This is a genomic window from Lysinibacillus sp. RS10 (assembly GCF_041956855.1).
Taxonomy (GTDB): domain Bacteria; phylum Bacillota; class Bacilli; order Bacillales_A; family Planococcaceae; genus Lysinibacillus; species Lysinibacillus xylanilyticus_A.
In genome coordinates this window covers 1,154,721-1,167,738 of the sequence record NZ_CP167122.1, presented here as the reverse complement: position 1 = coordinate 1,167,738, position 13,018 = coordinate 1,154,721, and the positions used below count along the sequence as shown (strand labels likewise).

At 39.6% G+C, this 13,018-nt stretch carries 9 protein-coding genes; all 9 read right to left on the bottom strand.

The window, feature by feature from the left end; genetic code table 11:
* Window positions 1-63: 63 nt before the first annotated feature.
* The 9 genes from thrS to ltrA all read right to left on the bottom strand — a co-directional run bounded on the left by thrS (window position 64) and on the right by ltrA (window position 12,758).
* Window positions 64-1,995 carry a threonine--tRNA ligase gene (gene thrS / locus ACB089_RS05970; RefSeq protein ID WP_374965661.1) on the bottom strand — a complete coding sequence of 644 codons (1,932 nt, stop codon included), beginning with the start codon at window positions 1,993-1,995 and terminating at the stop codon, window positions 64-66.
* A gap of 665 nt (window positions 1,996-2,660) precedes the next feature.
* Window positions 2,661-3,590 (bottom strand): primosomal protein DnaI, encoded by a 930-nt coding sequence (gene dnaI / locus ACB089_RS05965; RefSeq protein ID WP_374967513.1) that lies wholly within the window; start codon window positions 3,588-3,590, stop codon window positions 2,661-2,663.
* Window positions 3,591-3,614: 24 nt separating this feature from the next.
* A complete protein-coding gene (locus ACB089_RS05960; RefSeq protein ID WP_374965660.1) occupies window positions 3,615-4,985 on the bottom strand; it encodes a replication initiation and membrane attachment family protein in 1,371 nt (456 codons plus the stop codon).
* A 17-nt stretch (window positions 4,986-5,002) separates the two neighbouring features.
* The gene (gene nrdR / locus ACB089_RS05955; protein WP_053592410.1) at window positions 5,003-5,473 is read right to left on the bottom strand and encodes a transcriptional regulator NrdR; all 471 of its coding nucleotides are present in this window, start codon (window positions 5,471-5,473) and stop codon (window positions 5,003-5,005) included.
* A gap of 405 nt (window positions 5,474-5,878) precedes the next feature.
* A complete protein-coding gene (locus tag ACB089_RS05950; RefSeq protein ID WP_368635640.1) occupies window positions 5,879-6,901 on the bottom strand; it encodes a glyceraldehyde-3-phosphate dehydrogenase in 1,023 nt (340 codons plus the stop codon).
* 232 nt (window positions 6,902-7,133) lie between these two features.
* On the bottom strand, window positions 7,134-7,727 hold the full coding sequence (gene coaE / locus ACB089_RS05945) for a dephospho-CoA kinase (RefSeq protein WP_374965659.1): 594 nt from the start codon (window positions 7,725-7,727) through the stop codon (window positions 7,134-7,136).
* A 13-nt stretch (window positions 7,728-7,740) separates the two neighbouring features.
* A complete protein-coding gene (gene mutM / locus ACB089_RS05940) occupies window positions 7,741-8,613 on the bottom strand; it encodes a bifunctional DNA-formamidopyrimidine glycosylase/DNA-(apurinic or apyrimidinic site) lyase (RefSeq protein ID WP_368635638.1) in 873 nt (290 codons plus the stop codon).
* Between the two features lie 12 nt (window positions 8,614-8,625).
* Window positions 8,626-11,253 (bottom strand): DNA polymerase I, encoded by a 2,628-nt coding sequence (gene polA, locus ACB089_RS05935; protein ID WP_374965658.1) that lies wholly within the window; start codon window positions 11,251-11,253, stop codon window positions 8,626-8,628.
* A 239-nt stretch (window positions 11,254-11,492) separates the two neighbouring features.
* Entirely contained in the window at window positions 11,493-12,758 is a 1,266-nt protein-coding gene (gene ltrA / locus ACB089_RS05930; protein WP_374965264.1) for a group II intron reverse transcriptase/maturase, read from the bottom strand.
* Window positions 12,759-13,018 lie beyond the last annotated feature (260 nt).

Below are 13,018 nucleotides of genomic sequence, written 5' to 3'. Positions count from 1 at the left end.
GCGGAATCTCGTCTAACTCGCCGCTTTTCTATAGAAGTGTCCTAGAATTCGCTGGCAAAAAAACTATTTTGTAATTTCTGCTTTAATATTAGCTAGGAAGTCTTGGAAGCTAATTGTTTCTGAATCTTTTGAGCCGTAACGACGTACGTTAACGCCACCAGCCTCAACTTCTTTATCACCGATGACAAGCATATACGGGATTTTTTTCATTTGTGCCTCACGGATTTTGTAGCCTAATTTTTCTTCACGGTCATCCATTTCAACACGTAAGCCCGCTGCAGTTAATTGCTCTTCAATTTGTTTTGCATAATCAAAATGTGCTTCGTTTGAAACCGGGATAACTTCAACTTGTACTGGTGCTAACCAAGTTGGGAATGCACCTTTATATTCTTCAATTAAGAAGGCAACGAAGCGTTCCATTGTTGATACAACACCACGGTGAATAACAACTGGACGATGTGGTTTACCATCTTCTCCAACGTAAGTTAGGTCAAAGCGCTCTGGTAATAAGAAGTCAAGCTGTACTGTTGATAAAGTTTCTTCCTTACCAATTGCAGTTTTCACTTGTACGTCAAGTTTAGGACCGTAGAATGCAGCCTCACCTTCAGCCTCGAAGTAATCTAAGCCAAGCTCATCCATTGCTTCTTTTAACATGCTTTGTGCTTTTTCCCACATTGCATCATCATCGAAGTATTTCTCAGTATCCGCTGGATCACGGTAAGATAAACGGAATGAGTAATCATTTAAATCGAAGTCTTTGTAAACTTCTAAAATTAACTGTACTACTTTTTGGAATTCCACTTTAATTTGGTCTGGACGAACGAAGATATGTGCATCGTTTAAAGTCATCCCACGTACACGTTGTAAGCCTGAAACAGCTCCTGACATTTCGTAACGGTGCATTGTACCAAGCTCTGCAATACGTAATGGTAGGTTACGATAAGAATGCATGCTGTTTTTGTACACCATCATATGGTGAGGACAGTTCATCGGACGCATAATTAATGTTTCATTGTCCATTTCCATTGGTGGGAAAATGGAATCTTGGTAGTGATCCCAGTGACCTGAAGTTTGGTAAAGCTCTTTAGAACCAAGTACTGGTGTGTAAACATGCTTGTAACCAAGTGATAACTCTTTATCTACGATATAACGCTCAATAACACGACGGATTGTCGCACCATTTGGTAGCCATAGTGGTAATCCTTGACCAACCTTTTGAGAAGTTGTAAATAATTCTAATTCTTTCCCGATTTTACGGTGATCACGTTCTTTTGCTTCTTCAAGCATTTGAAGGTGATGTTTTAATTCTTCTTTTTTAAAGAATGCTGTACCATAAACACGTTGTAGCATTTTGTTATCTGAGTTACCTCTCCAGTAAGCACCCGCTAATGAAAGAAGTTTGAACTCACGAAGCTTGCCAGTTGATGGTACGTGGATGCCTCGGCAAAGATCGAAAAATTCACCTTGGTGGTAAATAGATACTTGCTCATCTGCTGGAATTGCTTCAAGTAATTCTAATTTGTATTCATCGCCAACTTCTTCATAGATTGTTTGTGCTTCTGCACGGCTAACATTTTTGCGCTCTACTTCAAGGTTTTCAGCGATAATTTTTTTCATTTCTTTTTCGATTACTGGTAGGTCTTCAGCTGTAATTGGTGTTGGTGCATCAATATCATAGTAGAATCCACCTTCAATAACTGGACCAATTCCAAGTTTAACTTCTGGGAATAAACGTTTAATCGCTTGTGCTGTTAAGTGTGCAGTCGAGTGACGTAGAATTTCAAGTGCTTCCTCATCATCTTGTGTAATAATTGAGATTGTTGCGTCCTCTTCAATTGGTGTTTTTAAATCGACTAAGACACCGTTTACTTTACCCGCATATGCTTTTTTACGAAGTCCTGGGCTGATTGATAATGCCACATCATCAGTAGATGTACCTTTTGCAAATTCCTTTACAGCGCCATCTGGGAAAGTTAATTTAATCATATCTGACATTTTGTTTGCACTCCTTAATGTTTTTCTGGGATACATTGATTGAGAAAACGGTATAGACTTTCCGGATTGAGCATCTTTTACCTGGTGAGTAGATTCAAGCGACTACCCGAGAAAATAAAAAAAGCTCCGTCCCTAACAAAAGGGACGAAGCGTATGCTCGTGGTTCCACCCTTCTTCCTTCCGACTCTAATAAGTCAGACGAAGCTCAAGGCTAGCTAACGGGCTAGGGACCGGCGAAAGATTTTCCCTTTCGCTGCTCAGTAGGTAGTAAATGATGTGCTCTAACTAGGAAGCTTACAGCCAATGACTTCCCTCTCTAAAAGCTGATACACAAAATTCATGTCCTCATCAATGCATTTGATCAATTTTACCTCGGCATAATTGCGTCCTGAATCGGCTTTGTGCTTAGGCCTGCACGAGGGCCGACACGATGTCGGTCAATTCGGTAATGTCACAGGACGTGGCGTTTTTACCGATGCAGGTCAGTTAGCCGTTATCGCATGGATGCGATGGTTTTAGGCTAACATCCTTTATGAGCTCTTTCCGATTCCGTGACATCCGCCGGAGGCATTAACTTCTTTCATCAAGTGTTTGGACACCTGAAAGAAGTTGTTTATTATATGAGACAGTATACGCTCGATTGTCATAAAATGCAACTGCAAATCTTACATACGTCGATTTTTGCCGTGCATTTCAATCGGCTCTGTTAAGGCTTTGACACGTTCCATAATACGTCCAGCCTTCACGACTTCTATGTCTCCTTTTTGCGTCTGTGCTAAATGATGCTCTAGTTCATCATAATTAAAGTTAGATGTAATGAACGTTGGCAATTGCTCCGCCATACGATAATGGAAAATGGTCCCTAGAATTTCATCACGTGTCCATGCGGTCATTGTTTCGGCTCCTAAATCATCAAGCATTAGCACCGGAGCCTTTTTCACATAGTCAATTTTTTCATTCAATGTATTATCGCCAATTGCATTTTTCATTTCTCGTAAAAATTCAGGCACGAAAACGACTACTGAACGAATTTTGATGGAGGCTAACTCATTCGCAAGTGCACCAAGTACAAAAGATTTCCCTACACCAAATTTTCCGTATAAATAATAACCCTTCGCTGGGAGCTTTCCTGTTTCTAATGTTGTCTTCACAAATTGTGCCGCTTTTTGCGCAATCATAACACGAGATTCATCGTCAATGAGTAAATCTTGAATTGTCGCTTGCAGCACATCCTTCGGCATATGCATGCTCGCAATCATATTAGCTACGTCACGACGCTCTTCCTCACGTATCTTTTGCTCACATCGCACATAATCAATTTCAACGGTACTCCGCACTACACGTAAAGTAGGTAAAAAACCTTTTAAATAGTTTGTACAACTTTCTGTATTGTCACAGCCACAGCAGGTAGTAGATTGACTAATAAACTCATGAAGCTTCGGTAAATTACGTTCAATTGTCGCATAGCTTAACTCATTTGCATGTTCTGTTAAAAATTCTTGTACACGAGGGTTTTCTAAAATTTCTCGACGCATCGCTTCGTAACGTTCTTGAAATGATGGTACATTAATTGCTCTTTTTAATGGTCCATTAATTGGTTCGATTGTCGTTCACCCTCCTTACTTATCACTTTTCCCTAGCATCTCCAATATTTTTTGACGCTCTCGCTCAAAATCTATCGTGCTGGAAGTGTTTTCTTCTTGTTGCTCGTTACGTTTGTAAAACCATTCAGGTACCTTCTCTTCACGTTGATTTCCTGAACGCCCTTTAACACCTTGATTACTTTTCCTCGGTGTCTGCTGGGGCTTATTTTTCCACGCAGTGTATTTATCATGCTCCTGGCGTGCTAGCTCCATTGCTGCCTTTGCTGTTTGAATATTTTTACGTACCCAATGATCTGCTATCGTTTCCACATATTTTTTAGGTAGCTTCATATCAGTTGTTAGCATGACATATTCCAAAAGCGCATTGACAACGCCTACTGGCATTCCATGCTGGACAATTAAACTTTCAGCAAGCTGTACGGAAGTCTGTAGAGGTTCTTTACCATTATTAATATCTCGCAGTACTTGGACTGGAGGAGTCGTCTCTAAATAATGCTGAAGCTCCTGATCCTTTGTTTTTTGTCCGGAATCTTCAATAGATGGTGGCTCACTCACTCTAGCAAGCTTTGGTGGCTCTTTTGATACCGTTAGCTTATAAAAATCCGCAGCTGCCTTACGTAATCGTTCCAAAGAAATACCTAGGTCATCATCTAATGCAAGAATCACTACTTTTTGCATATCCAGTGCAGTTAAGTGATATAAAAACGCTAATTTCGCTATATTTTCACGTACCTCAATTGTTAGTAAGCTTGTCGGCACAAGTTGTTCCGACAAGCCCGCTTGCAGTAATTCAAAGTCAAACTGTTCAAAATAAAACGGATACACCTTTTGCTGCTGATCCTTACGACTAGTATCCACTTGTAAATCATCTGGAATCTTTGTACTTACTGGCTTAAAAACATCTATGAAAGCACGTGATACATCTTTAAATTCTGCATCTCTTGCAGAAGGAATAAAACGCTGACGCAATTTCCGATAAGCTTGTTCCCCAATTTTACTAAACAAAAACATCGACAGCAGTGGATCTTTCATAAAGCTATCTGCATCAAGAGGACGCATAAGCTCATATAAAAAACTTCGTTGGTCAGCATCTTCTTTTTTCCATGTGTGTAACAAACCAATTGCTTCGAGCGCAATACGTGCCTCAAATACTTTACCAATTGGAAGCCCTAGCACATTCATTAAAAAATAATGCGTCATTTGCTGCCTTGGCATTTGCTCGGCTTCTGCCCATAGTGTTAAATAAAGGCTGATTGGCTCCGCTCCAATTAAAGGCTGATAAAATAGCGTTACTAATTGACGTTCCTGCGTAGACAGTGCATGAGGTAGACGAATGTCAAAAGGATCAGCGGGCTGCAATTCCTTATACAAATGGATCAACGTCATTCACCCTCTCTGTTTTTCTATGATTTCTGCTCTGTCTGACGTTGAATAATCTCTTTGATTTCTTCAATAAAGACATTGATATCCTTAAATTGACGATAAACCGATGCAAAGCGCACATAAGCAACCTCATCGATTTTCGCTAAGCGATCCATGACCATTTCCCCTACATCCTCAGATTGGACTTCAGAATTCCCAATGCGACGAAGATCTTTTTCAATAGACATAACTAGTCCCTCAAGTACTTCAAGAGAAACAGGACGTTTTTCGCAAGCACGAATAAGTCCACGAAGTACCTTTTCGCGGCTGAATTCTTCTCGTGAACCTTCCTTTTTCACTACAACTAACGGTGTCTCTTCAATTTTTTCAAACGTTGTAAAGCGGAAGCCACATGACTCACATTCACGACGTCTACGAATTTCTTTATTATCATCTACAGGCCTCGAATCCACTACACGCGTTCCGTTAAATTGGCAAGATGGACATCTCATATAATTACTCTCCTGATTTCACAACAATTTAATATTTCTATTATAACAAATTTCCCGTATAGACAAAAGAAGATACCTAAGAATCTAATTTCGTATCAAGGAAGTTGGATATGTCTAGTAACAGCTGATGATCAAAAGCGTAAGAGTATGCAAATTGAAGTCAAAGGAGGGTTTGAACAAGCAAAAATGATATTATAGGAAGAAATAATTAAAAGCACTGAGAAGTTCACTCTTCTTGCCCAGAATGTAGACAAAAGATTTTTTGCAAATCTGTGATTGAGGGTTGCTAAAGAAGTTTATTTACGTCCAGATAAAGCAGACAATATATTAGAGAAACTCAAGTTAACTGTTATCAAAAATGAGCACATCGAAACCACTTGGATTTCAATGTGCTCATTTTAATTATTATGCGTTTACTGTTTCTAAAGCTTTCGCCACTTTTTTCACAAGATCTACTACGCGTGCAGAATAACCCCACTCATTGTCGTACCAAGCAAGTACTTTTACTTTGCGGTTACCCATTACCATTGTAGAAAGTCCATCCACTGTAGAAGAGTAAGTTGTTGTATTGTAATCAGAAGATACTAGAGGCTCAACTGAGAAGTTTAAGATACCTTTCATTGGACCTTCAGTAGCAGCCTTCACAAATGCAGCATTAACAGCATCTACTGTTACGTCTGTATTTAAATCAACTACAAGGTCAACTAATGATACGTTTGGTGTTGGAACACGAAGTGCCATACCGTGAATTTTGCCTTCTAATTCTGGTAACACTAATTTCAATGCTTTTGCAGCACCTGTAGATGTTGGAATGATTGATTGCGCGCATCCACGTGCACGACGTAAATCTTTATGTGGATTGTCTAGATTCTTTTGATCATTTGTATAAGCGTGAACTGTTGTCATTAATCCGTTTTCGATACCAAATGTGTCATTTAATACTTTAGCAACTGGTGCTAAGCAGTTTGTTGTACAAGAAGCATTTGAAATAACATCATGTTGTGCGATATCAAGTTTCTCGTCATTAACACCTAAAACAATTGTTACGTCCTCGTTTTTACCAGGTGCTGTTAAGATTACTTTCTTTGCGCCTGCTTCTAAGTGCATTGCTGCTTTTTCACGATCATTAAATTTACCAGTTGCTTCAATAACGATATCCACACCCATTGTTGCCCATGGTAATTTTAATGGATCACGTTCGCTAATAATTTGAACACGTTTACCATTTACAATTAAAGCATCGCCTGCTGGTTCAACCGTACCTTCAAATGTTCCGTGATTTGTGTCATACTTAATCAAATGTGCTAACGTTTCAGCTGGATAGCTCGCGTTAATTGCAACAATATTTAAACCTTCTTGTACGATTGCTTGGCGGAAAACCATACGTCCGATACGTCCGAAACCATTAATAGCAACTGATACTGTCATTTATAAAATCCTCCTGTGAGTACAAACTCAGATTAATTATATACTTTATGCTGATTAGTATAACACAATTTCAAAAAAGATGAACATTATATATGTCATAATATTAAAGTTCTTATTTTCTGAAAAATAAAATCGTCAAATTTCAGTCTTTATTTTGGCATAAGTCCATAAAAAAATGCGTAGCAAATTGTTTTTGCTACGCACCGAATAATTTTACAGATTCTTAATTCATTTATAATACGTCCCAATATGTCAGGATTTTTTTCAATTGACTCTCTGTATGTTCTAAATTTTCATTATTGTAGATAACCGCATGGGCACCTTTTTCTTTGACAGACATAGGTAGCTGAGAATGCATACGTGCTAACGCATCCTCCTTCGATAAATTATTGCGCTCCATTAAGCGTCTAAGCTGTACCTCTTCACTAACCGATACAACAAGAATACGCTCAACAAAATGCTGTAATTTACTTTCAAATAATAATGGGATATCCATCACAACATGCTTTTCTCCTGCCTCTAAATAAGCATCGCGCTGGCGTAACATTTCCTGACGAATAGCCGGATGCATAATATCATTTAAAATTTTACGCTTTGCAGGTTCATGGAAAATGATATCACCAAGCTTGGCGCGATTTAAACTACCGTCTTCTAGCAATAGATCTTGCCCAAAACTTTCAGCTATTAACGTTAATGTCTCCGTTCCTGGTTCTACGACATCACGTGCTACAATATCCGCATCGACAATCGGTAAACCAAGTGCTGTCATCATTTTCGCTACTGTACTTTTTCCGCTTGCAATACTTCCCGTTAGTCCGATAATCATAGTTAAATCCCCTTTAATGTTGACAATTTGGGCAAAAGACTGATGTGCGCCCGCCTATCGTCATTTGGCTTGTTGCCGTTTCACACACTGGGCACATTTTCTTGCCATACATTTGCAGTCGATTCTGCATACTCCCAGCCTCACCATTGATATTACGGTAATCTGAAATTGTTGAACCTCCGGCCTCAATGCTTCGACGTAAAACAGCAACAATCGCCTCGAATAATGCACGCTTACGTTTATCGCTAATACGATTCATCGAGCGAGCTGGATGAATTTTCTGAGCAAACAACGCCTCCGTAGCATAAATATTGCCACAGCCAGAAATAACCTGCCCATCCATTATTACTTCTTTGACGGCTTTTTTCTCATATTTCGGCAACTTTGATTTAGCAATAAAAAAATCACAAGCTACTTCATCAAATGGTTCTGGCGCCATTTTTGTTAATGGGGCATGATCCTCAATTTTTGTTAAAAAACGCAGTTCACCGAAGCGGCGAATATCCGAATATATTAAATAACCACCGTCTGCCATGTGAAATGTCGCATGAATATGCTTTTGAAATTTCGCCTCCTCGATTTCCTCAGGCGAATTTACCACAAACCATGCTCCTGTCATGCCTAAATGACTGACAAGTACATAAGGAACATCCTCTTTCAGCAAATGAAAAAAGATGTATTTTGCACGTCGTTCGATTTTTGTAATCGTCATTTGACACAAGGACGTTTCAAACGCATCGGGTTCGGCTTGTTTCACAATACATTGCTTTCCCTCTCCAAAGGAAAAACGAATTATTTCAGATAGTTGAACTTGCTGAATTGTACGCCCTTCAATCTTAGGTTTTAATGCCTGGACGACACCTTCAACTTCTGGTAATTCAGGCATTTTAACTCCTCCTTATTTTGCTTCGTACCAAGTCGCGCCGTAATTGAAGTCCACTTTTAGCGGTACAGCAAGCTCAATCGCATTTTCCATAACCTCTGGTACTATTTTTTCAAGCATCGCAATCTCTTCCTTCGGTGCTTCAAAAATTAATTCATCATGCACTTGTAATAAAAGCTTTGCCTGCATATTTTCTTTTTTCAAGCGAGCGTCCATATCAATCATTGCTTTTTTAATAATATCAGCTGCACTCCCCTGAATCGGTGTATTCATCGCAGTACGCTCTGCAAAGCTTCGTAGATTGAAATTAGAGCTCGCAATATCAGGTAAATATCGGCGTCTATTTAAAATCGTTGTTACATAGCCATTGAATTTCGCATCCTGCACGATATCATCCATATATTCTTTTACACCTGGGAAGCTCGCAAAATACTTCTCGATAAATGTAGCAGCTTCCTTACGAGTAATATCTAAATTTTGTGATAAGCCATAATCACTAATACCATAAACAATACCAAAGTTTACTGCTTTTGCAGCGCGTCGCATATTACTATCGACCTCATCTGCTGAGACATGGAATACATCCATTGCTGTTCGCGTATGAACATCCATATCTTCACGGAAAGCTTCCACTAAATTTTTATCCTTTGACATATGAGCCAATACTCGCAATTCGATTTGTGAATAGTCGGCAGAAAACAATATCCAATCTTCTTTCGATGGGACAAATGCTTGTCGAATTTTTCGCCCCTCCTCTAAACGAATCGGGATGTTTTGTAAATTCGGATCCGTTGAGCTTAGACGTCCCGTAGCCGTTAATGCTTGTTGGAATCGTGTATGCACCTTTCCATCCTCTTTATGGATTTCCTTCAGCAAGCCTTCAATATAAGTTGACTGTAATTTTCCAAGCTGACGATACAAAAGTATATGCTCGATAATAGCATGCTCTGGCTTTAATTTTTCCAATACATCCGCTGCAGTGGAATAGCCTGTTTTTGTCTTTTTAATAACAGGAAGACCAAGTTTATCAAAGAGGATAACGCCTAACTGTTTCGGCGAATTAATATTGAAGGCTTCTCCTGCCTCCGCATAAATCTCCTGCTCAATTACAACTAACTTGTCCTTTAGCTCCTGGCCCATCTTCTCCAAAGTAGCACGATTAACCGTAATACCCTCACTTTCCATTTCACCTAAAATAGAAGCAAGCGGAAGTTCTAAGTTTTTATAGAGTTCGAACTGTTCATTTTCCTTTAATAATGCCTCTAGCTTTGGCTGTAATGACCATACAGCAAAGGCTTTGCGACCAGCATGCTCAGCAAGTGCCTCAATGGCAGGTATAGCACGTTTTGCTCCCTTCCCATAAACAACCTCATTTGCTTGCACATCACGATAACCCAGTTCCTTTGCAAGTGTTGCCACATCATCCCCACTAAGTCCAGGATTATTAATATAAGAAGCAAGTAATAGGTCAAATTCAACACCCGCTATACGAATACCTGCACGTTTTAACGCTGCTTGTGCTGCCTTTGAATCTGACATATATTTTATTTTTGTAGCATCTTCTAACCAAAGGCGAAGAGCATCTGATTTAGCCGCAATATCAAACGGCACATAAATTGTGCTCATGCCATCTGTTAAAGCAATGCCTAGTTGCTGACATGTGTGATAATGCTCATCCTCTAGCTCTAAGTGCACCGCCATGACATCCTTTAAATGCTCTGCCTTAACTTCTTGCACAATTTTATAATCAAACGGTGCTTGCTCTTCCTCTTGGACGGTAAAATCGCTTTTATCGATCAGTGATTTAAAGCCAAGCTCCCGCCACACGTTCATTAACCCTTCCTCATCTGGACCATTATAAGCAAGGTCAGAAAGCGTTATTGCAATAGGCGCCTCCGTAAAAATGGTCGCAAGCTTTTTACTCATTAGTGCCTGTTCTTCATTGGCAACTAGCTTTTCTTTCATCTTAGAAGCCTTCACCGCATCCATTGCCGCATAAAGTGCCTCCACCGAACCATGCTCTTTTAGCAATTTAACGGCAGTTTTTTCACCGACACCTGGTACACCAGGGATATTATCTGAAGCATCCCCCATTAAACCTTTCATATCAATAATTTGTTGAGGGGTTAAACCGTACTTTTCTTCAATAAAGTCTGGTGTATTTTTCTCAATTTCGGTAATGCCTTTTTTCGTAATGTATACTGTTACCTGTTCAGTTGCGAGTTGCGTTAAGTCACGATCTCCCGATACGATGATGACATCCATATCCTGCGATGAAGCTTCTTTAGCAAGTGTCCCAATAATATCGTCCGCTTCGTACAATTCAAGCTCATATCGCTTAATACCATAAGCATCAATAAGCTTACGTATATAAGGAAACTGCTCAGATAATTCTGGTGGAGTCTTTTGTCGACCACCTTTATATTCCGTAAATGTCTCATGACGGAAGGTTGTCTTACCCGCATCAAAAGCAACTAGAATTTTCGTCGGTTGCTCTTCCTCTAATATTCTTTGTAGCATTGTTGTAAAGCCGTACACTGCATTCGTATGAATTCCACTATCATTCGTTAATAGAGGTAACGCAAAAAACGCGCGATATGCTAAACTATTGCCGTCCAATAATAGCAATTTTTCCTTTGTCATGATTTTATCCTCCTGCGTTGTCGTCCTCTTAATTGTAAAACGAAAACGTATGTTTGAAAATGCCTCTTCTTTTTTACTTTATCGAGAAAACGGTAATTTTACCAATCATAACGATGAGAATCACGAAAATTTCTACATCAATATATTAACTATAATCGAGTAGGAGACTAGCCATTAATTGACTAGTCGACCTCTCACACCACCGTACGTACGGTTCCGTATACGGCGGTTCGAAAGTTTTATGGTTTTAAAATGATTTGGGAGAGACTTTTTAAATTTTGTTTCTCCCAGTATTTATTATTTAGGGCTCTATTTATGATTGGATTATTGGATGAACGCCAATATCCCTTTCGGGTATTTGCTATTCTGTAAGCGTCGTTCGGGCAGATACCAAGTTTCTTAAGGTTGCGATACTTGGTTGTGGTTTTCTTCCACTCTTTCCATCGACACGCTCTCAATCTTCGGCGTATATGGGCATCCATCTTTTTAGCGTATTCTCCAATGTCCGCGATTTTAAAGTAATTAACCCATCCCTGAATCAGGTAGTTGAGGCATTTAATTCTTTCATCCATTCGCATGCTTCGATTGCGATTCGTGAGATGGCGGATTCTATCTTCCAATTTCTGTTTACTTTTCTTCGGCACGTAAATCCTTGTTTGTTGCTTGTTTCGGTAGAAACTCACTCCTAAGAATGTCCGTGCTCTCGGCTTTCCCACTGCGGATTTCTCCTCATTTACCTTAAGCTTTAGTTTCTTTTCGATAAATGTTGTCATCCCTAATTTCACACGCTCTCCTGCTTTTAGACTTTTAACATAGATATTGCAGTCATCTGCGTAACGGACGAATCTGTGACCTCGTTTTTCAAGCTCTTTATCTAGTTCATGGAGAAGGATATTACTAAGTAGTGGACTCAGTGGGCCACCTTGTGGCGTGCCTTCTTGGCTATGTACTACGACCCCATTTGCCATAGTGCCAGCGTTGAGAAACTTACGGATTAGCTTTAAGGTTGGCTTATCCTTAATATATCCCGCAACTAGTGACATCAGTTTATCGTGTTGGACACGGTCAAAGAATTTTTCAAGGTCCATGTCTACCACGAATTTGTAGCCTTCATCCATATAAGATTGCGCTTGTGTAATTGCTTGATGGGCACTTTTATTTGGACGAAAACCATAGCTATAGTCACTGAAAATTGGGTCGATGATTGGTGTTAAGATTTGAACAACCGCTTGTTGAATAACGCGGTCTGTTACAGTTGGGATTCCCAATTTTCTCGTATCACCATTTCCTTTCGGAATTTCTACCCGTTTTACCGGTTGCGGTGTATATTGCCCTGTTTGAATTTGGCGAGTAATCTTTTCTTTATTTTCTTTTAAGTATTGGCGTGTTGCCTCTATATCTTTCGCATCGACTCCGGCAGCCCCTTTATTTCTACGTACCTTCTTAAAAGCTTCATTTAGATTATCTCGGTCTGTTATTAAATAAATTAGTCCATTTGTATCCATATGTTCTCATGGTATAGGTATGCATATGAACAGTTCCACTCTTTTCGTTGCGCGATTCACGTTCTGCGTTTCAAGGCAGCGAAAAGTCTTACGATTGGCTGTGTCTTCACTGTCATATAATGTGCCCTTCCATGTTCACTCCTTTCGTTCAGCCCTTCCCATTACTGGTACTATAGCTTCTGCTGACTTCTGATGATTCAGCTATCTATCACTAAATAGGTTCTGTTTCCAGGTATTCATCAGATCTCCCGGGGTAAGTC